Genomic DNA, 18734 nt, shown 5'->3' on the forward strand with positions numbered 1-18734 from the left:
TATGAATCGTTACTGGTTATATGTAATTATTGCTTCTGTATTTGAAGTAGGCTGGGTAGCAGGGTTAAAGCATGCAGATGATGTTCTGACATGGACGGGGACCATCATTGGGATCATTGTGAGTTTTGGAGTGATGATCCTGGCAAGTACGAAACTTCCTGTCGGGACGGTTTATGCTGTGTTCGTAGGACTCGGTTCAGCCGGGACGATTATTTCTGAAATCATTTTCTTCGGTGTTCCAGTGGAGCCGGCCAAACTTGTGCTCATCGGCGTACTTCTTGCAGGAGTTATTGGCTTGAAAGCTGTAACGAAGGATCCGGAAGGAGAGAAAGCATAATGGCTTGGTTTTATGTAATCGCTGCAGGTATTTTTGAAATGCTGGGGGTACTTATGCTGAACCGCGTGGCGAAAAAGCAGAGTTTCATCAACTTCCTTCTGCTTGCGGTGGCGCTTGGAACGAGTTTTACGCTGCTCTCTGCCTCCATGCAGACCTTGCCCATGGGTACCGCGTATTCCATCTGGACAGGAATCGGTGCTGCTGGGGGAGCGATACTTGGTATGATCCTGTACGGAGAATCCAAGGACTGGAAAAGAATTTTCTTTATCGCTCTGATTCTGAGTGCAACAATTGGATTAAAGCTCGTCTCATAGGAAAAGCTGCTCCCTTACCGGGAGCAGCTTTTTTGATTGGCGGTCTATTCAGCCGCCGGAAACTCCACTATAGCTGTCGTCCCTTCTCCCACAGCGCTCTCAAAACGGATTGTTCCTTTATGGCGCTTGATAATGCTGAAGCATACGGCCAGTCCGAGGCCCGTTCCTTTTTCTTTCGTCGAGTAGAACGGTTCACCCAGTTTATCGAGCCGCTCCTGCTCCATGCCGATTCCATTATCCTCAATCACAACCCGGACTTTTTTCCGGGTTTTTTCCATTGTTATCATGATGAGGCCGGCTTCTGTCATGGCTTCGATCGCGTTTTTGATTAAGTTCAGGAACACTTGCTTGATTTGATTCTGGTCGCACAGGATCGGAAGCGGCAGCTGATTGTCCCGAAAGGAAATCCTGACATTTTTCATGTTTGCTTCTCCTTGGAGCAGAAGATTGACGTGGCTCATGATTGATACGGCATCTTCCATCCGGAAATGAACGTCCTGTTTTTTTCCGAGAGCGAGCATTTCTCCGGATATCATGTTGATTCTGTCAATTTCAGACATCATGATCTCCAGATGGCTTGCATCTACCGTTTTCGTGGATGACATTAACTGGACGAATCCCTTTAGGGACGTTAACGGATTGCGTATTTCATGCGCAACAGAAGCAGCCAGTTCACCGATGATCGACATTTTTTCAGTTGTGATCATCAGTTCCTCGCTGGCTCGGAATTCAGTGATGTCCCTACCGATTCCGAAAACTCCTTTAATTTCATCATTGATCATAATCGGCAGGAGCGAACAGCGCAGGATCCGTTCCTGATTCAGTTTGTTCCTGACCGTGATTTCAAATTTCTGCGGCTCGCGGGACACCACTTTTCCAAACAGCTCTCCCGCTTTCTTCCATTCGGATGGGACGATGAATTCGAGTGCGCTTCTTTCCCGAATTTTTGATTCTTTAATACCGATGATGTACTCTCCTACCGGATTAAGAGCCATCAGCCTGCCTTCCAGGTCCAATTCAAAGACGCCGTCAGGATTATGGTGAAAAAGAGAGCGGTAATGCTCGTTGCTTGTCTGCAGCTCTGTCTCTTTGATTTCAAGCTGTTTTTTTGAATAAAAAAGCCGGCTAGTGTTTCTGTGAACGAGAATGTACAGAGCACTGCTCGTCACAGCAATGAAGATCCAGCCTTTGTAATGCTGGAAAAAGTTATATAATGTAAGATCTTGTTTGGCAAGCAATAAAAATAAATAATCTGTCGCAAATATCCATACGGCTCCGATGATCAAATAGATCAGTGCGATGCGCAGGGCAATTTTTTGGGAGGGTTGCATCTTCTATCCACCTAATCTTAGATTCTATCCTCATTGTAACGAAAATAAAGCGGATTTTGTAACAATTCTGCTGGTAATTGTATAGAAGGCTTCCCTTTCCGGTATCTTCCTTTTGTCACAATGCCGCATTCAGAGTAGAATGGATTTTGAGAGACAGACTTTTGGGGTAATACATGACTAGCAAAGCATGGAGGGCATTGTAATGAATAATGGAATCATTCTTTTTGCCGTTGCGGCGTTTCTATTGATGACCTTTCGGCTTGTTACCGTTCTCCGCATAAAAAATGCTCCGCGCGGCAACAAGCGGATGGCATGGCTGTTGTACGGAATCGGAATAGGTGCTCTCGCCGGTGCCGTGCTGGTCCTGATTAATACCGTTAGCGCATAGTAAAAAAAAGGAGCGGATCTCTTGGGATCCGCTCCTTTTTCATCGTTTTATTTTGCAAAAACGTGGTCGCCTATTGTCGTGGTTACTTCTTTTCCTTCAAGGAATCCTGATCCTGATTTATCAGGGTTATAGAAGTAGAGTGCTCCCTTGCTGATGCTGGAATAGGAGATGGCCTCATTTACCGCATCTTTGGATTCCTGGCTGGCAGGATTGTTGATCGATCCATTGGCTACCGGTGAAAATTGTCCGCTTTCGTAGATTACATCTCTTACGGAATCAGGGAATTGATCACTTTCCACCCTGTTCATTACGACGGTTGCTACCGCAACTTTCCCTTCATAGGACTCACCTTTGGCCTCTGCCTCTACAAGACGAGCCATTAACTCTTTGTCCTCTTCAGAGACTGCCTGGCTCGAGCCCTTAACTTCCTTTTCTCCGGCAACAGGGATTTCAAGTGTCTCGCCGGCATAAATCATATAGTCACTGCGGTCATTCGCTTGCTGCAATGCATCTATGGAAACTCCGTATTCTTTTCCTAAGTTATAAAACGTATCACCTTGCTGAACTTTATAGCTTTCAGCACTTGCTGATTGTGCTTGTCCTGCAAAAGTAAGAGCTCCAATCGCAAGGCTTGACGATAATACTAGACCTTTGGCTTTCATATTCGTTTTCCTCCCTTTGTGTTTGCTCCTAAACAACCCTAACAGAAAAAAAATATGGTTTCAAAGGATAATACTTCCCCTGATAGAGGATGAGAGCCAATCTATCCATCTCTCACCTGCTGAACCCTATCATTTTTATCTTTTACACACTAATTCGGCTTATTTGGTTGATTTTCGCCCAAACCAGGCGTAGAATACTTACTTAGGTAAATAAAAGAGGTGAGAAAATGGAGGATTCTAGCAGCATTATCCATAATCTTCATCAAGTAGTCCGGTATTTGACGAAGGAATCCAACACCCGGCTTCAGGAGCATGGAATCTTCAGCTCCCAATGGTCGATTTTATATTGTCTTATGCGCTTCGGACCGATGTCACAGACGGAGATCTGGCGTTATTTAAATGTTGAAGCACCTACTGTAACAAGGACAGTTGCCAGGCTTGAAGAAGGAGGCTGGGTAACTCGGGAATGCGGTGCTGACAAACGGGAGAAGATTGTAAACCTTACCCCGGCTGCAGAGGATAAGCTCGTTGTTATAAAGGAGCAAATGACAGATTTTGAAGAAGAGATTCTCTCAGAGCTATCCGGCAGCGACCGCGAAATACTTTCTGACCTGCTTCAGAAAATCAGGATATAAAGCAGGCAAACTTTTTAAGATATAGGAGGTCCAGCATGACGGAAACATCAAAAGCTCCCATATGGACGAAGAGCTTTATCAGTAATTTCTTGATTAACTTTTTTATTTTTCTTACCTTTTACGCCCTGCTCACTGCGCTCCCTATTTATGTAGTGGAGGATCTGGGTAAAACGAACGCTGAAGCAGGTCTCGTTATTACCGTGTTTATGCTGTCGGCGATTCTTGTGAGGCCGGTATGGGGAAGGCTTCTGGAGAGGTACGGCAAAAAACTGTGCCTGATTATTGGCATGATTCTTTTTATGCTGACCACCGTTGTGTACATGTGGGTCGACCAGTTTACCGGTCTGCTCATCGTCCGGTTTATCCACGGCATCTGGTTTAGTGTCATCACCACGGCTACAGGGGCGATTGCAGCGGATATCATTCCAAAAGAGCGGCGCGGGGAAGGGCTCGGGTATCATGCGATGTCTATGAATCTCGCTGTCGTCTTCGGTCCGTTTCTTGCACTGACCATGCTGCAGTTCACAACCTTTTCCGTTCTGTTCATCGTGTTCTCTGTGCTTTCTGCAGCTGGCGTTCTTTTCAGCTTCCTGATTGAGGTCAAGCAGGATACAACACCCGCTCCTGCAAGAAAATTTTCAGCTTCTGATCTACTGGAAAGAAGCGTCGTGCCCTTCGCACTGATTGGCGGTCTTGTTGCCTTCTCTTATTCCGGCATCATTTCCTTTATTTCCATTTATGCGAAAAGCCTGGGACTTGCTCAGGCGGCAAGCTACTTCTTTGTTGTATTTGCCGTCGTTATGCTGCTTTCCCGTCCGTTTGTCGGGAGGCTGTTCGACCGGCGGGGTCCTGCGATTGTGATGATCCCCTCATTTATCATTTTTGCAGCTGGCATGATGATGCTCAGCTTTACTGACAGTGCATGGATGCTACTTTTCTCAGGTGCATTGATCGGCCTCGGCTATGGCTCGCTCGTGCCATGCTTTCAGACGCTTTCCATTCAAAAAGCGCCTCCTGCAAGAAGCGGACATGCCACTTCAACCTTCTTTACCTTCTTTGATATCGGGATTGCGGGCGGTTCGTACATTCTTGGAATTCTGGCTGCGGACCTTGGATATGCGAGTCTGTATTTCTCTGCCTCCATCCTGATCCTTGTGACCTTATTGATTTTCACAGCCGTGATCCGGAAAAAACAAAATAACCTTGTTGCGAAGGAACATCTTTCATAAACAGAGGAAAAAACCCCCGCGGGGGTTTTTTTGTTGGACTGAAAATCAGCTGCCTATTTTTCCAGGCGTTTCATTGGATAAGGCAGCAGACTTCTGATATACTGAAAGTAAGGAAAGTAAGGAATTCCAAGAAAAACAGGAAAACAAGGAGAATGAACAATGGAATTTTCCAAGTTGAGCTCTAAAGGGCAAATTACGATTCCGAAACATGTCCGCGAGACTCTGGACCTTCATGAAGGTGAACGGGTGGCATTCATCGAAGAGGATGGACTCGTGATTATGACGAAGGCAGATCTCGAATCTCTTCATAACATCCAGGATATCGTCAGCGATGAAAAATTTAAGCAGCTCATGCGTAAAGCAAAAACCCACTTAAATGAGGAAAAATGAAAGGAGTTTTACGAATGGAAATCAGAGAGGGCGATTTGCCGGGGATTGGCAGAAAATTTGAAGCGGTAACGGATAATAATGACAAGATCGTTGTGATTGTTCATGATGACGGCCGCCGGGAAGTGTATCACTATGATGATGACGACCATGAGGAAAGCATCTCCAACATTACGATGAATGATGCGGAAGCACGCCAGATCGCAGCCATCCTCGGCGGCATGGCTTATAAGCCGAAAGCGATGGAGCACATGGAGCTTGCATTTGATGACCTGATTATCGAGTGGTTCAAAGTAGAAAAACATGCACCTGCTGTCAACCAGTCCATCGGTGAAATTGATGTAAGGAGCAACTACAGCATCACGATTATTGCGATTATCAAGAAAAATAAAACGAAGCAGCTTACGCCTGGTCCGGACTATGTCATTGAAGCCGGCGATACCCTTGTTCTTTCAGGTGAGAGAAAAGACATGAAGAACATTATTCAGGATCTGCTGACTGGCAAAGGGGGATAACGTATCGATGGATCATTTGGTCTTTGAAGTCGGAACCGCGTTATTGCTCGTAGCATTTGCTGCGGTACTTGCGCACAAATTAAACTTTTCTATCATCCCTTTTCTGATTATCGTAGGGATGCTTGTCGGGCCACATGCACCGGAATTCGGTGTCATCAGCCTGCGTTTTATCGAAAGTGCGGAATTTATTGAATTCCTCGGAAGAATCGGGATCCTCTTCCTTCTCTTCTATCTCGGTCTGGAATTCTCGGTCGGAAAACTCATAAAATCAGGAAAATCGATTGTAGCCGGAGGAAGCATTTACATTTCCATCAACTTTGCACTTGGCTTCCTCTACGCTTGGGTTATGGGCTTTCCGATCTTAGAAATCCTGATCATTGCCGGAATTATCACCATCTCTTCCAGTGCGATAGTGGCAAAAGTGCTCGTTGACCTGCGGCGCACAGGAAATAAAGAAACGGAGCTCATTCTTGGCATCATTATGTTTGAAGACATTTTTCTGGCCGTTTACCTTTCTATCGTTTCCGGATTGATTCTCGGAGACTCCACTTCGATCGGCGGCACTATTTTATCCGTGCTGATTGCCCTGGGCTATATGCTGGCTTTCTTCATCATCGCAAGAAAAGCCACCCCCCTGTTAAACAAACTGCTCAATATCAAATCTGATGAAATCTTCATCATCGTCGTATTTGCTTCCCTGTTCTTTATTGCCGGTTTCTCGGAGACCATTCATGTTGCCGAAGCGATCGGCGCGCTGCTGCTTGGGCTGGTATTCTCGGAAACCAACCAGGGGGAGCGAATTGAGAAGCTCGTTATTCCTTTCCGTGACTTCTTCGGGGCCATCTTCTTCTTTGGATTCGGACTCAGCATTGATCCATTTACCCTTGGCGGAGCAGTATGGCTGGCCCTTGGTGCTGTTATCATCACCATTCTAGGAAATTTCATTGCCGGAATGATTGCAGGAAGGCGTGCAGGCTTATCCCACAAAGCCTCGGCTAACATTGGGCTTACCATTGTTTCAAGAGGGGAATTTTCCATCATTATGGCCAACCTCGGATTGTCCGGAGGCTTGATGCAGATCCTCCAGCCGTTTTCCGCATTGTATGTTTTGATCCTGGCGATCCTTGGACCGCTGCTCACAAAGGAATCCAAACACATTTACAATGCATTGAACAAAGTGTTCAAATGGAAAAAACCGAAGGAAAAAGCTAAGGAGCGCGCGCTAACGCAGAATAGTGAGTGATTTTTTGAAAGGATGACGCACACTTTAATGTTAAACCCGCCCTTTCTAAAGGGTGGTTTAACATTCATCCTCTGTAGTGAAAACAGCCCTTTCAGTGTGCTGTGGAAAGCAGACGGTCTGTAAAGTCAGTTTCATCTGATTTTACAGACCGTCTTTTTTTGCACTCATCCAACATTCTTTCAAAATTGAAACAGAGGACATTCACCCGTCTTCCCTTCTTTTAATACGTTATAAAAGAAGGAGGAGAATGCATGCTGTACAACAGAGAAGAAATTGAATCGGAAACGCCGGGATTGGAGGATTGGCAAAGGGATGCCTTTGTTCGATTTTCCGGAAAGCTGAGCAGCGGAACGGATTTGTTCCCTTGCATTCCGGCAACGATCGGACATAAACTCCACCATTTCAGGTATGCTTTTTTCAATGATCCAAAGCAGGAAGGCACACTGATTAAGACAGCAGCTGCATTAAAGCAATATGGCCGGCTATCCAGGGATTTCGGTCCGTATACCTCCCTGATCTGCTTTTTTAACACCGATTATCCTCATTATGAGACAGAGGACTACCGGACACTGTTCTGGGATGCGCTGCAGCAGCTGAACCGGCTTGACGGGGCTGAATGGCCTGAACACATTCCAAAGGACCCTGAACATCATCTGTGGGAATATTGCTTTGAGGGTGAACAGTATTTTATGTACTGCGGGACGCCCGCCCATCAAAGACGGCAAACACGGCATTCCCCATATTTTATATGGGCGATTACTCCGCGTTGGGTGCTGGACCGCTTCAATGAAGCAGAAGAACGGGCCAGGAAAATGAAAGAATCCATCAGGGAGCGGATTCAAAAATATGATTCAATCAGCATACACCCGGATTTGAATTCATATGGTTCAGACGAGAATTTCGAATGGAAGCAATATTTTCTGAGTGATGATCAGCAGCCTGCCGGCAAATGTCCGTTTGCACATTTGCATCCGGCTAAAAAGGAATAGACCGGCTTAGCAGCCGGTCTGATTTGATTTAATTCGCTTCCTCCAGCTGCAGCTGCTTAACAGCCAGTTTCCGGTATAGGGGGTTGCAGGCCAGAAGCTCTTCATGTGTTCCACGACCGGACAGCCTTCCATTTTCAAGGACAAGAATCTGGTCGGCATCCACAACCGTTGACAGACGATGCGCAATGATGAACGTCGTCCTCCCTTTCATCAGGTTCTTTAAGGCCTGCTGAACAAGAACCTCTGATTCACTGTCCAGATTGGAGGTTGCTTCATCCAGCAGCAGCAACGAAGGATTTTTCAGGATGGCCCTCGCGATGGCGATCCGCTGCCGCTGTCCTCCCGACAGTTTCACGCCCCGCTCTCCGACCTCTGTGTCATAGCCGTCCGGCATTTTTCTAATGAACGCATCGGCGTTGGCTTTTATCGCCGCCTGTGCCACCTCTTCATCTGAAACCTCTCTTTCAAGACCATAGCAGATGTTATCCCGTATGGAACCAGACATCACCGGGCTGTCCTGGGACACATAGCCGATCTGCTTTCTCCAGCTCCTTAAATCCAGGCTCCGTATATCTTTATCCCCGATTTTGATGGTGCCGGATACCGGCTGATAAAACCGTTCGATCAGAGAAAAAATCGTCGTCTTTCCTCCTCCGCTTGGTCCGACAAGGGCTATAGACTGGTTTGGCTGCAATGTGAATGTAATGCCGGACAGGATGGGTTTATCCTTTGAATACCCGAAGGAGATGTTCTCAAAGGATAGCTCCTTCTGCAAAACGGCCGTTTCATGCGTTCCTTTTTCTTCCTGATCCAGTTTAAGCAGATCCTGAATCCGGCCAGTCGCCCCCATCGCTTTTTGGAATGCGGTAAAAAAGGAAGCGAGCTGAGTAAAGGGAACAATAATCTGGAAGACATAAATAATGATCGCTACGAGAGTTCCAGCTGATAAATCACCTGCCGATACCCTTACCCCTCCATAGCCAATCAAAATGACGAGTACAATCATCATAATGGTGGTCATGAACGGTGTGACAATAGCCTGGATTTTCGCTTCCTTCAGTCCGAGCCCAAAAAGGTGCCGGATAGCGGATATCCCCTTTTGCTTTTCCAGCTCCTCACCGCTGTATGCCTTTACAAGCCTGACCTCCCCCAGCACCCTTCCAAGGTCTGCACTGAATGAGGCCATTCCATCCTGCGTCTGTTTAGAGATTTTATAGGTTTTCGCACCCATCGGCCAAAGCAGGAGCATAGAGAGCGGAATGACAGAGAGCATTATCGCCGTCATTTTCCAGTCCAGCATAAACAGAAGAATCACGGATCCTGCGATGCTGATGATTCCTGTGATAAAGCAACGAGATGGTTGGTGATCAGGGTTTTGATCGTATTCGTATCCTGGGTGATCCGGCTCATCGTTTCGCCTGATTGATGGCGGTCAAAGTATGAAACGGGCAGCTTCAGGACGTGTTCCCACAGATCACTGCGGATTCCCTTTACGATCGCCTCTCCTATATACATCAGCATATAATAGGAGAATCCGCCTCCAACGGACTGCAGAAGAAATGCACCGACAAGCAGGAGGATCATACCTGGCTCAAATACAGCACCGCCTGCTGCATCTACAAGCTGTTTCGTAAAAATCGGCACAACGAGACCTGCTGCCGTTTCAATGATACTCAACCCTAAAACCAGTGCCGCGAGCCATAAAGGGGGTTTGTGTGTTTTAAGTAATTTTAAAAAGGCTCTCAACTGGCGGTCTTCAGCTTTTTTTTTCATTGTTCTTTTCTCCTTTTGCCTCATAATAGTGCTCAAATGCTTGCCCAAGCAGCTGCTCTTCTCTTTCACTGAAGGGAGAAGCGGCCGGGAAAATGGAATCGTCCAGCTTGCCGGAATGGATCTCCAAAGCTGCCGGGTCCGTCAGAAGACCCTCTTCTCCAAGAATGTCTGAGATCAATTTAATGCATTCGGCCGTTAGCTTCTGCACCTCGGGAGAATCAGGTGTATGGACTTTCAATGCTTCCTTTAGGGATTGAAACAGGAAGGCTGATTTTTTGTGATGATCAAACCGTTCTCCTTCTGAAATACCTTCAACTTTTCGTGTGTATTTTTCCGGCAGATGCTCCTTCATCCACTCCAGATACATTTCCTCATTTTGAATGCTGTCTATGACAAAGGATAAAATCTGCAGATCAAGCTCCTTTCCTTCTTCAATCATCCCTGCAGCATGATCGAGTGAGAGGATGACCCTCTCGAGATGAGCCTGCTTCTTTTTCATCATCTCCCGCTGAACCATGAGGGAGGCTTTGATTTCCTCCGGTTTGTCCACCAGCAGCTCCTTGATCTGATCGAGGCTGTAATCCAGGAATTTAAAGGCAAGAATCTGCTGAAGCCGGACCATGTCCCTGTCTTTATAAAACCGGCGTCTTGAATCGCTTATGTAACTTGGTTTCAGCAGCTCTTCTTTGTCATAATATCGGAGCGTCCTTATGGTAACTCCCGTTTTTTCTGCGAATTGTCCAATGGTAAACAGCTGTTCATTCATGTCGCTCCACTCCTTTGATTTCATTATACAAACTGACGCAGCGTCAGAATCAAGCTCACTATTCAAAAAAATGGTATACTAATCGAAGAGGTGATGGAAATGGCGAAAAGCAAAGCCAGGAAACAAAGAGAGCACGATGAGCGCAATGGAAAGCTGAATCCTGTGATCCGAAGAGGAGAACGTCCGGCTTTCAGTCTCCATGAACGAAAAACCCTGACAAAGCAGGGCAGAGAAATCAAACAAAATACAAAGCACAAAAAGCGGTCCCTTCACGGTTATGGCGAAGAAGGAACCGCTTTTTTATTTGTGTGTAAAAAGATGGAAGTCACTGACTGTCATCCAGTTGCTCGATCCAGTTTTGCGACCAGTTTTCGATTTCCTTTAAAATAGGTTCCAGAGCCTTCCCCTTCTCAGTAAGAGAGTACTCCACACGTACAGGTGTATCCGGAATGATATTCCTTGACACGACTCCGTTTTGTTCAAGATCCTTCAGCCTGTCCGAAAGGACCCTTCCGCTGATCGCTGTTGACGATTCCAAAGCATTAAAACGTTTCGGCCCTTCCATTAGCTGATGAATGATTAAGCCCGTCCAGCGCTTGCCAAGCATACCCATCGCCTGCTCAAACCGGGGGCAAATGTTTGATTGTTCCATATGCGTCACTCCTGTGTTTAGTATAACGCATTTCCCTCGAAAGTTACAGTTTGAAACCTGGTTACTTGACTTCTATAACTTATAATTATATATTTACTTACATAAAGTAACTTTAAACATCAGGGGGTCCTTTCTATGAAATTTCAGCAGTCTCCAAATACGTATGTGAGTGAAATCACTCTCCTGACAAGCAACTGGGATGAGATGATCCGCTTTTATTACTCCCTTCTCGGGTTTAAGGAAATGGTTCGCACATCACATCGTGCTGTTTTTTCAGCTGATGGACGAACACCGTTAATTACCCTTGAAAAGAAAGAAGGACTGTTTCCTAAAGAACCGCGCAGGTCAGGGCTTTACCATTTTGCCCTTTTGCTGCCTTCACGGAAAGATCTTGCGGCTTTCCTCCATCATTTTGCCGGAACAGGCTGGCCGATCCAGGGAGCTTCCGACCATCTAGTAAGTGAGGCGGTTTACTTTGCCGACCCGGACGGAAACGGCATTGAGGTTTATGCAGACCGTCCGGATGACACATGGATCTGGCAGAACAGTGCGGTACAAATGGCTACAGAGCCGTTAAGAGTTAACGAGCTGCTGGCTGAGGCAACAGCCCGGGAATGGAACGGTATGCCGGCGGAAACGGGAATGGGCCATATCCATTTGCATGTTTCCAGCCTTACAGAAGCGGGGACATTCTATACAGAGGGTCTTGGGTTTGAGCCTGTAGCAGAATATGGGAGTCAGGCGCTCTTCCTGTCAACCGGGGGGTATCACCATCATATCGGTCTGAACACCTGGAATGGCACGGGTGCTCCATCTCCGTCGGAGAACAGCGCCCGAATGGCGTCTTTCACCATTACGTATCCGAGTGAGGAAAAGCGGGAAGCAGCTGCCGGCAGATTGAAGGGACTCGGTGCTTCACTTGCATACAGCGGCCAGGAAATCCGAACCGCCGATCCTTCCGGAAATTGGATTATCCTTCAGATCGTAAAGCGGGAAAGCTAATGCTATAAAAAAAGCAGCCACTGAGCTGCAGAAAACGAGGGAAAGAAATGGGATTTTTCGATAAAGTGTTCGGTGGAACCGAAGAAGCTGGACAGACCGGCAAGAAGGATTTCCTGACAGCCGTGGAAGAAAGACGTTCTTATTATTCAATCCAAAAAGAACAAGTGGTGTCCGACGAGAGGCTGAAAGAAGTGATTGAGCATGCGGTAAAGCATACACCGTCTGCCTTCAACTCCCAAAGCGCCAGAGTCGTCGTTCTCCTTGGGGAGCATCATGAAGAATTATGGAACATGACAAAAGAAGAACTCCGCAAAGTCGTTCCGGCAGGGAATTTCAGCCCGACGGAAGAAAAGCTGAAGAGCTTTAGTGACGGATTCGGAACCGTTCTGTTTTTTGAAGACCAGGCAGTGATCGAATCCCTTCAGCAGCAGTATGAACTGTACAAGGATCAATTCCCGGTTTGGTCTCAGCAGTCATCCGGAATGCTTCAATATGTTGTCTGGACAGCTCTGGAGCTTGAAGGATACGGTGCTTCCCTTCAGCATTACAATCCGCTTATCGACGAGGAAGTACAAAAGAAATGGCACATTCCTGCAGGCTGGAACCTGATCGCCCAAATGCCATTCGGAAAACCGGGCGCAGATCCCGGACCAAAAGAATTTAAACCGGTAGAAGAACGGGTAAAATTTCATAAATGACCTTTTTATTCAGCCCTGACAGTTGATGTCTTAATACAATCAGACCCCTGATGCCTTACAGCGCATTCAGGGGTCTTTTTCATGAAGCCTGGAACGCTTTACATTCCGTATGTATTTCCGCCATTGACTGAAAGGCTTTGCCCTGTGATAAAGGAGGCATCTTCTGAAGCAAGATAAACAACGGTCTTTGCTGCATCTTCAGGAACCCCCATGCGGCCTAATGGGACGCCGCTCCTGTATTGCCGGATGGCCTCTTCCGGCACTTCCTGATGGCGTTCAACGGGAATAAATCCGGGGTGAACCAGATTCACCCTGATTCCTGTCGGACCAAGTTCACTTGCCCATGACCGTGTCATCCCGATCATCGCTGATTTTGCAGCAGTATAATTTGAAAAGTGGCTGTTTCCAAGATGGACGACCTCACTGCCAATGTTGATGATCGATCCATGCTTTCTCTCTTTCATAGAAGGCAGACAAGCCTGAAGCATGTGAAGCGGTGCTTTTACAAAAAAGCGAAGCTGGTCCTCATAATCCTCCCATGTCACTTCTTCAATTGAGAGCTCAGGCTGCGGCCCGGTTGCATTGTTCACGAGAATGCCTGCCTTCAGTCCTGAAGCCTCTTCCGCCTCTTTTACAAGCCTTCTCGCTTCCCGCTCTTCCGTTACATCAGCTTGAATTGCAGCTGCCTGTCCGCCCATCCGGATAATGGCTTCGGCCGTCTCCACAGCCGGCTTGCTGTTGGTAAAATAATTAACCGCAACAAACGCTCCTTCTCTTCCCAGGGCTTTGCTGATGGCTGCTCCAAGTCCCCTCGAGCCTCCTGTAACAATTGCGAGCTGATTTATCAGTTTCATTTCCATTCCTCCTCATCTTGATTTTACCACCATTGAGTAAAAACATCTTTTTTGTAGGAAACCCGGCGGTATGATAGTCTTTTATCTGAAGACTTCTGAAAGAAGGGAACCCGGTGAAGCAAAATCGGATTTATTTTATTCTTGTAGGCATCATGCTGCTGTGGGGTTTCAACGTTCCGCTGCTTAAGATTATTGTCAGCACGTTCAGTCCTGTCACCATCACATCGCTCCGGATTTTCACAGCAAGCCTTTGTGTTTTTATCATACTGGCTTTTTTAAAGCTTCTCAGGCTCCCGACACTGAAGGAAACCGTCCTGATTGTCGGATGCGGCCTGCTGAATGTCGTAGCCCACCACTACTTTCTTTCCGTGGGCCTGTCGATGACCAGCTCTACAAACGGAGGATTGATATTAGGCCTCGGACCTGTACTTGTCGCCATTTTGTCCATTATCTTTCTAAACAAGCGGCTGACGGTCATCCGCATGACAGGATTTGTGCTCGGCCTGGCCGGAGTTTCCTTTACGGTACTGGCAGGCGGAGGCGGGCTGAGTACAATCAATGCCGGTGATCTATCCATTTTTTTCTCGATTCTGACCCAGGCGTTCAGCTTTATTATTATTAATAAAGCATGCAAGATGGATCCACGGCTCCTGACAGGCTATATGCTTCTGTTCGGTTCAGCTGTTCTGTTCATCATCGGGCTGGCAACCGAAAAAGACGGACTTGCATCACTCGGCAATGGCAATCTGAAAGTCTGGACTGCTTTTGTGCTCTCGGCTGTTTTTGCCACGGCCATCGGGCATATGACGTACAATTATGCGATCAGCCAGGTCGGCGCAGCGGAATCGGCCATTTTCATGAACTTAAACACGATGTTTGCACTGGCCGGTTCGGTGCTGATCTTAAACGAAACGGTTTACCCTTCGCACTTGATCGGACTCGCGCTGATCGTCTCCGGAGTCATTCTCGGATCCGGAGCCTATGAGGAGTTAAGAAGGAAATACAGGAGAAAACACCACTACAACTCAGCAGGATAAATAAAAGGAGGCATGTATTATGGGAGAATCGTTAAAAGGAAAAACAGCACTGATCACAGGTGCCGGCCGCGGAATCGGAAGGGCTGCTGCTCTCCATCTCGCACAGGAAGGCGTTCATGTCGGCCTAATTGCGCAGACGGAAGAGCATGTGAAGAAAACAGCGGAGGAAGCGGAAGCGTATGGTATTAACGCGTTCTATGCGACGGCTGATGTTTCTTCAAATAAAGAGGTCCAAAAAGCAGTATCCGGGCTGGAAGCAAATCTCGGTTCTATAGATATTCTGATCAACAATGCAGGAATCGCAAAATTTGGAGGTTTCCTGGATCTCGAGCCCGAGGAATGGGAAAAAGTCATCCAGGTGAATCTCATGGGTTCTTATTATGTAACCCGTGCCGTGCTCCCGGGAATGATCGAGCGGAAAACAGGAGATATCATTAACATTTCATCTACAGCCGGGCAAAAAGGAGCACCCGCAACAAGCGCCTACAGTGCTTCAAAGTTCGGTCTGCTTGGCCTGACCGAGTCTCTTGCGCTGGAAGTACGCAAGCATAACATCCGCGTCTCCGCCCTCACGCCGAGCACAGTTGCGACCGACCTCGCCATTGACAACAAACTGACAGACGGTGACCCGGATAAGGTGATGCAGGCAGAAGACATTGCCGAGTTCATCGTTGCCCAGCTGAAATTAAACAAACGGACGTTTATCAAATCTGCCGGACTTTGGTCTACCAACCCTTAAATCCCGACAGCTCTCAAACAGAGAGCTGTTTTTCTTTGATCCGCTTCTGCAAATGAGCTTTCACAGCCGGCCATTCATCATCAACGATCGAGTAAAGCACCGCGTTCCGGATGTGGCCGCTCTCCAATATTCTTTCTTTCCGCAGAATTCCTTCCTTCTTCGCTCCAATCCGTTCGATCGCTTTCTGTGAACGGACATTCCGCTCATCCGTCTTCAATTGCACTCTGATCACATTCAATGTTTCAAAGCAATAGCGCAGCAGCAGAAATTTGCACTCGGAATTCACATATGTTCCGGCAAACCTTTTGCCATACCATGTTGCCCCCAGCTCACAGGACCTCTGGCTGAAATCCAGTTCATACAGGCTCGTTGTTCCGGCAAGCTCTCCTGTTTCGTTCAGCGTCACAGCAAACGGCAGGGCTTTTCCATCTGCCCGCTTTTGTATCTGCCCTTCAAGCTTGCGCTTCATTTCCTTCGCCGTGGAAATTCCTCCAAGCATATACGTCCATACGTCAGGATCACTTATCGCAAAGAGCTGATCTGCATGCTCTGCTTCGAGGGGGATCAGCGTAACCGACTCCCCTTTTATAACCGGATGATGAAGGAAAGGATTCATTTCGATGCTCCTTTTCTCTGTTTTAAGACTGTTTCTCCCTCAATGCAGCATTTCCTCTTATTATTTTACATTCGCTATCCATCTCCTCCTTGGTCCTATATGCTTACTCTATTAAATTCTGTCGGGTAACCCATTCAAAAGTGCCATTTTGAATTATTATTCTATGTTATCTTTTTCCTTTCAGAATATAGTCTTTCTCCGGAAAGTGCTGTCATTCCCTCTATGAAAGTCTTTATCCACCTACCTTTTCATTCATTTGAAGAGGAAATATTACTTGATGAAACGTTTTTGTAACATAAATAGAAACTGATTGAAACAAGTCTGTCATATAAATCTAGTAATATTAGCCATCATATACATAAAGGGGACTAGGACTTTTGAAGAAGTTTATTTTGACGACCGGTGCCGCTTTGTTCTTGTCGATTGGATTCTCTGCTAATGCCTCCGCAGCTGCCTATAATGTTAAATCCGGAGATTCTCTTTGGAAAATTGCCCAGAAGCATAATGTCACGGTGAATCAAATTAAATCGTGGAACAGTTTGAAATCCGATTTGATTAAAGTAAATCAAAAGTTGACCATCTCACCGTCTTCCGGATCAAAAGCAGCACCAGCTAAAGCGAAACCTGCTCCAAAAGGAGCTTCCACTGTTTATACAGTTAAATCCGGTGATTCTCTATGGAAAATCGCCCAGAAGCATAAAGTTTCAGTGAGCCAGATTAAATCCTGGAATAACCTGAAATCCGATACCATCCGCATTAATCAGAAGCTTGCCGTTTCTTCATCCGCTGCTAAGAAAGCTGCACCGGTAAAGAAGGCTGCACCTGTTAAAAAAGCAGCTGCTCCACAAGGTGCATACAAAACGCTGACGGTTACATCAACAGCCTATACTGCCAGCTGCAGAGGATGCAGCGGCATTACAGCAACCGGCATCAATCTTAAGAAAAATCCAAACGCAAAAGTCATTTCCGTTGATCCAAACGTGATTCCGCTCGGCTCAAAAGTGTATGTTCCGGGCTACGGAATGGCCGTTGCTGCGGACAAGGGCAGCGCCATCAAGCGCAACAAAATCGACATCTTCTTCGCTTCCAAAAGCACCGCTATCAACTGGGGCGTAAAGAAAGTAACGATTAAGGTTTATAAGAAATAATTGAGAAGGGGCCATCTGCTGATGGCCCCTTTTGCATTGCATTCCGTTCAGGAGACTGTGCTGTTTTTGCTCGCATAAACGTTCAAACAGATTGCAGATAGGATCATCCGCCATGGGATTCGTTTCTCTTCAAAAAAACTTTAACCTCGGTTCCCACACCAGGCTGGCTTGCATATACCGTTTTCCCGCCCATTGCTTCAATTATGCTGAGCGACACCATCGTCCCAAGGCCGGTTCCTTCTTCTTTTGTAGAGTAATAGAGGCTGCCGATCCTGGCCAGCTGTTCCGTTGTCATCCCTTTGCCCGTATCTGAAATTTTAATCTCTGCTTCAGTCCCTGCCGCTGATAGAGTTACACTGACTCTTCCGCCAGGCGGAGTCGCTTCAATGGCATTCTTCATCAAATTGATCACGGCCTGGCGCAGCTTGTTCCGATCTGTCCGGATTTGAATACCGGTCTCCATCTTTCCAGTCAGAGCCACGCTTTTCTTTATTGAAAGCGGGTTGAGCAGCTGCACCATATCATCTAAAAACTCTCCCAAGTCAAACACTTCCATCTTTTCAAGCTTTGGTTTTGCGAAATTCAGGTAATCACTGATGATTGCCTCAGCCCTGTCAAGTTCACTTAACACCAGCGGCAAATAGGGGAATTTCCCCTGCCGGTCATCTGCCTGCATCAGCTGAAGGAAACCTTTGACTACCGTGAGCGGGTTTCTTACTTCATGGGCAATCGATGCAGCCATCTCTCCAAGCGTATTCAGCTTTTCCGCCCGGAAGATCTTCTCCTGCATCCGGAACCGTTCCATGCTGGCTTCATGAAGCAAAGCAGCAAATCCGGCCCCTGTAATCTGAATGAGCCCGAATACAGCAACGAAATAAAGCAGCTTCGCGGGAATAAAACCGAATCCATCTGAAAAGTTTAAATAGCCTATAAGAATAAGCAGTTGAACAAAGACTGTCCAAACCCCGGCCAGCATGGCCCACATCAGCCTCTTCCACTTCCATTCGTAACGATTAAACTTTGCTGAAATCAAGACAGGCCCTATAGCCGCAATAAAGGCAGAAAAAATACCGAAAACAAGTGCCTCTCCCCCTGCATAAATTCTGGCCGCCAGTAACAACCCCAGCGCAGTGAAACCGCCCCTCATTCCCCCATATAGAAAGGCAAGAATGAGCGGCACATAACGCAGGTCCCAATACAGCCCAAAGCTTTCGTATGCAAAAAGTATACATAAAGAACCGGTAAGACCATGAAGAATGCCAACAAAAAATGATGGGCGCCCGATCGGCCTGTGAGAAAAGAACAGGCTGTGGATTAAAACAGGTGCCAGCACAATCAGTACATGCAGCAATAATTTTTCTACAATCATCTTCTCTACCCCGCGTGTACATTTTACCGGATATATACGACATTTGAGTC

General features: G+C 46.8%; 22 protein-coding genes and 1 pseudogene. 15 read left to right on the top strand and 8 right to left on the bottom strand.

The window, feature by feature from the left end:
• Position 1 precedes the first annotated feature (1 nt).
• Positions 2 to 337, top strand: a complete 336-nt coding sequence (locus GKZ89_RS09330; RefSeq protein ID WP_155112136.1) for a DMT family transporter — start codon at positions 2 to 4, stop codon at positions 335 to 337.
• The gene (locus GKZ89_RS09335) at positions 337 to 651 is read left to right on the top strand and encodes a DMT family transporter (protein ID WP_155112137.1); all 315 of its coding nucleotides are present in this window, start codon (positions 337 to 339) and stop codon (positions 649 to 651) included. The genes GKZ89_RS09330 and GKZ89_RS09335 overlap by 1 nt, the downstream gene beginning before the upstream one ends.
• Positions 652 to 695: 44 nt before the next feature.
• Here GKZ89_RS09335 and GKZ89_RS09340 read toward each other — a convergent pair whose 3' ends face one another.
• Positions 696 to 1982, bottom strand: a complete 1287-nt coding sequence (locus GKZ89_RS09340; protein WP_155112138.1) for an ATP-binding protein — start codon at positions 1980 to 1982, stop codon at positions 696 to 698.
• A gap of 202 nt (positions 1983 to 2184) precedes the next feature.
• Here GKZ89_RS09340 and GKZ89_RS09345 point away from each other — a divergent pair, with 202 nt between their 5' ends.
• Positions 2185 to 2370 (top strand): hypothetical protein, encoded by a 186-nt coding sequence (locus GKZ89_RS09345; protein ID WP_155112139.1) that lies wholly within the window; start codon positions 2185 to 2187, stop codon positions 2368 to 2370.
• Positions 2371 to 2417: 47 nt separating this feature from the next.
• Here the strand turns inward: GKZ89_RS09345 and GKZ89_RS09350 are convergent, their stop codons facing one another.
• The gene (locus tag GKZ89_RS09350) at positions 2418 to 3032 is read right to left on the bottom strand and encodes a cell wall hydrolase (protein ID WP_155112140.1); all 615 of its coding nucleotides are present in this window, start codon (positions 3030 to 3032) and stop codon (positions 2418 to 2420) included.
• 227 nt (positions 3033 to 3259) lie between these two features.
• Between GKZ89_RS09350 and GKZ89_RS09355 the strand changes: the two genes are divergently transcribed.
• The 6 genes from GKZ89_RS09355 to GKZ89_RS09380 all read left to right on the top strand — a co-directional run bounded on the left by GKZ89_RS09355 (position 3260) and on the right by GKZ89_RS09380 (position 8030).
• Positions 3260 to 3667, top strand: a complete 408-nt coding sequence (locus GKZ89_RS09355) for a MarR family winged helix-turn-helix transcriptional regulator (protein WP_155112141.1) — start codon at positions 3260 to 3262, stop codon at positions 3665 to 3667.
• A 35-nt stretch (positions 3668 to 3702) separates the two neighbouring features.
• On the top strand, positions 3703 to 4896 hold the full coding sequence (locus GKZ89_RS09360; RefSeq protein ID WP_155112142.1) for an MFS transporter: 1194 nt from the start codon (positions 3703 to 3705) through the stop codon (positions 4894 to 4896).
• 159 nt (positions 4897 to 5055) lie between these two features.
• Positions 5056 to 5286 carry an AbrB/MazE/SpoVT family DNA-binding domain-containing protein gene (locus tag GKZ89_RS09365; RefSeq protein ID WP_155112143.1) on the top strand — a complete coding sequence of 77 codons (231 nt, stop codon included), beginning with the start codon at positions 5056 to 5058 and terminating at the stop codon, positions 5284 to 5286.
• A gap of 14 nt (positions 5287 to 5300) precedes the next feature.
• The gene (locus GKZ89_RS09370) at positions 5301 to 5798 is read left to right on the top strand and encodes a cation:proton antiporter regulatory subunit (protein ID WP_155112144.1); all 498 of its coding nucleotides are present in this window, start codon (positions 5301 to 5303) and stop codon (positions 5796 to 5798) included.
• 7 nt (positions 5799 to 5805) lie between these two features.
• The gene (locus GKZ89_RS09375) at positions 5806 to 7041 is read left to right on the top strand and encodes a cation:proton antiporter (RefSeq protein WP_155112145.1); all 1236 of its coding nucleotides are present in this window, start codon (positions 5806 to 5808) and stop codon (positions 7039 to 7041) included.
• Positions 7042 to 7292: 251 nt separating this feature from the next.
• Entirely contained in the window at positions 7293 to 8030 is a 738-nt protein-coding gene (locus GKZ89_RS09380) for a YqcI/YcgG family protein (protein ID WP_155112146.1), read from the top strand.
• A gap of 28 nt (positions 8031 to 8058) precedes the next feature.
• Here GKZ89_RS09380 and GKZ89_RS09385 read toward each other — a convergent pair.
• A pseudogene (locus GKZ89_RS09385) lies at positions 8059 to 9803 on the bottom strand (ABC transporter ATP-binding protein).
• Positions 9787 to 10569 (bottom strand): MerR family transcriptional regulator, encoded by a 783-nt coding sequence (locus tag GKZ89_RS09390; RefSeq protein WP_162356644.1) that lies wholly within the window; start codon positions 10567 to 10569, stop codon positions 9787 to 9789. The pseudogene GKZ89_RS09385 and the gene GKZ89_RS09390 overlap by 17 nt, the downstream one beginning before the upstream one ends.
• A 99-nt stretch (positions 10570 to 10668) precedes the next feature.
• On the opposite strand from GKZ89_RS09390, the gene GKZ89_RS21695 reads away from it, so the two are divergent.
• Positions 10669 to 10959: a hypothetical protein gene (locus GKZ89_RS21695; RefSeq protein WP_488225885.1), complete on the top strand. Its 291-nt coding sequence runs from the start codon at positions 10669 to 10671 to the stop codon at positions 10957 to 10959.
• On the opposite strand, the gene GKZ89_RS09395 is transcribed toward GKZ89_RS21695, so the two are convergent.
• Positions 10895 to 11221 carry a winged helix-turn-helix transcriptional regulator gene (locus GKZ89_RS09395; protein ID WP_155112148.1) on the bottom strand — a complete coding sequence of 109 codons (327 nt, stop codon included), beginning with the start codon at positions 11219 to 11221 and terminating at the stop codon, positions 10895 to 10897. The two genes, GKZ89_RS21695 and GKZ89_RS09395, sit on opposite strands and share 65 nt — an antisense overlap.
• 135 nt (positions 11222 to 11356) lie before the next feature.
• On the opposite strand from GKZ89_RS09395, the gene GKZ89_RS09400 reads away from it, so the two are divergent.
• Both GKZ89_RS09400 and GKZ89_RS09405 read left to right on the top strand, forming a co-directional pair.
• Positions 11357 to 12223 (top strand): VOC family protein, encoded by an 867-nt coding sequence (locus tag GKZ89_RS09400; protein WP_155112149.1) that lies wholly within the window; start codon positions 11357 to 11359, stop codon positions 12221 to 12223.
• A gap of 47 nt (positions 12224 to 12270) precedes the next feature.
• Entirely contained in the window at positions 12271 to 12921 is a 651-nt protein-coding gene (locus tag GKZ89_RS09405) for a nitroreductase family protein (RefSeq protein ID WP_155112150.1), read from the top strand.
• Positions 12922 to 13019: 98 nt separating this feature from the next.
• On the opposite strand, the gene GKZ89_RS09410 is transcribed toward GKZ89_RS09405, so the two are convergent.
• The gene (locus GKZ89_RS09410; RefSeq protein WP_241680186.1) at positions 13020 to 13775 is read right to left on the bottom strand and encodes an SDR family oxidoreductase; all 756 of its coding nucleotides are present in this window, start codon (positions 13773 to 13775) and stop codon (positions 13020 to 13022) included.
• 113 nt (positions 13776 to 13888) lie between these two features.
• On the opposite strand from GKZ89_RS09410, the gene GKZ89_RS09415 reads away from it, so the two are divergent.
• Both GKZ89_RS09415 and GKZ89_RS09420 read left to right on the top strand, forming a co-directional pair.
• A complete protein-coding gene (locus GKZ89_RS09415) occupies positions 13889 to 14812 on the top strand; it encodes an EamA family transporter (RefSeq protein ID WP_162356646.1) in 924 nt (307 codons plus the stop codon).
• 19 nt (positions 14813 to 14831) lie between these two features.
• Positions 14832 to 15551: a 3-ketoacyl-ACP reductase gene (locus tag GKZ89_RS09420; protein WP_155112152.1), complete on the top strand. Its 720-nt coding sequence runs from the start codon at positions 14832 to 14834 to the stop codon at positions 15549 to 15551.
• A gap of 13 nt (positions 15552 to 15564) precedes the next feature.
• Here GKZ89_RS09420 and GKZ89_RS09425 read toward each other — a convergent pair whose 3' ends face one another.
• Positions 15565 to 16167, bottom strand: a complete 603-nt coding sequence (locus tag GKZ89_RS09425; protein WP_155112153.1) for a GNAT family N-acetyltransferase — start codon at positions 16165 to 16167, stop codon at positions 15565 to 15567.
• Positions 16168 to 16544: 377 nt separating this feature from the next.
• Between GKZ89_RS09425 and GKZ89_RS09430 the strand changes: the two genes are divergently transcribed.
• Positions 16545 to 17315 (top strand): 3D domain-containing protein, encoded by a 771-nt coding sequence (locus tag GKZ89_RS09430; RefSeq protein WP_155112154.1) that lies wholly within the window; start codon positions 16545 to 16547, stop codon positions 17313 to 17315.
• 103 nt (positions 17316 to 17418) lie between these two features.
• Here GKZ89_RS09430 and GKZ89_RS09435 read toward each other — a convergent pair whose 3' ends face one another.
• Positions 17419 to 18684, bottom strand: coding sequence for an ATP-binding protein (locus GKZ89_RS09435; RefSeq protein WP_155112155.1), 1266 nt, complete (start codon positions 18682 to 18684; stop codon positions 17419 to 17421).
• Between the last annotated feature and the right edge of the window lie 50 nt (positions 18685 to 18734).

It is taken from the genome of Metabacillus mangrovi (genome assembly GCF_009711125.1).
GTDB lineage: Bacteria > Bacillota > Bacilli > Bacillales > Bacillaceae > Metabacillus_B > Metabacillus_B mangrovi.

Bases quoted from the DNA above. Each gene is read 5' to 3' on its own strand.
- GKZ89_RS09340 (WP_155112138.1), bottom strand. From the start codon at position 1,982: ATGCAACCCTCCCAAAAAATTGCCCTGCGCATCGCACTGATCTATTTG.
- GKZ89_RS09360 (WP_155112142.1), top strand. From the start codon at position 3,703: ATGACGGAAACATCAAAAGCTCCCATATGGACGAAGAGCTTTATCAGT.
- GKZ89_RS09405 (WP_155112150.1), top strand. From the start codon at position 12,271: ATGGGATTTTTCGATAAAGTGTTCGGTGGAACCGAAGAAGCTGGACAG.
- GKZ89_RS21695 (WP_488225885.1), top strand. From the start codon at position 10,669: ATGGCGAAAAGCAAAGCCAGGAAACAAAGAGAGCACGATGAGCGCAAT.
- GKZ89_RS09370 (WP_155112144.1), top strand. From the start codon at position 5,301: ATGGAAATCAGAGAGGGCGATTTGCCGGGGATTGGCAGAAAATTTGAA.
- GKZ89_RS09355 (WP_155112141.1), top strand. From the start codon at position 3,260: ATGGAGGATTCTAGCAGCATTATCCATAATCTTCATCAAGTAGTCCGG.
- GKZ89_RS09390 (WP_162356644.1), bottom strand. From the start codon at position 10,569: ATGAATGAACAGCTGTTTACCATTGGACAATTCGCAGAAAAAACGGGA.
- GKZ89_RS09375 (WP_155112145.1), top strand. From the start codon at position 5,806: ATGGATCATTTGGTCTTTGAAGTCGGAACCGCGTTATTGCTCGTAGCA.
- GKZ89_RS09330 (WP_155112136.1), top strand. From the start codon at position 2: ATGAATCGTTACTGGTTATATGTAATTATTGCTTCTGTATTTGAAGTA.
- GKZ89_RS09425 (WP_155112153.1), bottom strand. From the start codon at position 16,167: ATGAATCCTTTCCTTCATCATCCGGTTATAAAAGGGGAGTCGGTTACG.
- GKZ89_RS09335 (WP_155112137.1), top strand. From the start codon at position 337: ATGGCTTGGTTTTATGTAATCGCTGCAGGTATTTTTGAAATGCTGGGG.
- GKZ89_RS09400 (WP_155112149.1), top strand. From the start codon at position 11,357: ATGAAATTTCAGCAGTCTCCAAATACGTATGTGAGTGAAATCACTCTC.
- GKZ89_RS09420 (WP_155112152.1), top strand. From the start codon at position 14,832: ATGGGAGAATCGTTAAAAGGAAAAACAGCACTGATCACAGGTGCCGGC.
- GKZ89_RS09380 (WP_155112146.1), top strand. From the start codon at position 7,293: ATGCTGTACAACAGAGAAGAAATTGAATCGGAAACGCCGGGATTGGAG.
- GKZ89_RS09410 (WP_241680186.1), bottom strand. From the start codon at position 13,775: ATGAAACTGATAAATCAGCTCGCAATTGTTACAGGAGGCTCGAGGGGA.
- GKZ89_RS09365 (WP_155112143.1), top strand. From the start codon at position 5,056: ATGGAATTTTCCAAGTTGAGCTCTAAAGGGCAAATTACGATTCCGAAA.
- GKZ89_RS09435 (WP_155112155.1), bottom strand. From the start codon at position 18,684: ATGATTGTAGAAAAATTATTGCTGCATGTACTGATTGTGCTGGCACCT.
- GKZ89_RS09345 (WP_155112139.1), top strand. From the start codon at position 2,185: ATGAATAATGGAATCATTCTTTTTGCCGTTGCGGCGTTTCTATTGATG.
- GKZ89_RS09350 (WP_155112140.1), bottom strand. From the start codon at position 3,032: ATGAAAGCCAAAGGTCTAGTATTATCGTCAAGCCTTGCGATTGGAGCT.
- GKZ89_RS09395 (WP_155112148.1), bottom strand. From the start codon at position 11,221: ATGGAACAATCAAACATTTGCCCCCGGTTTGAGCAGGCGATGGGTATG.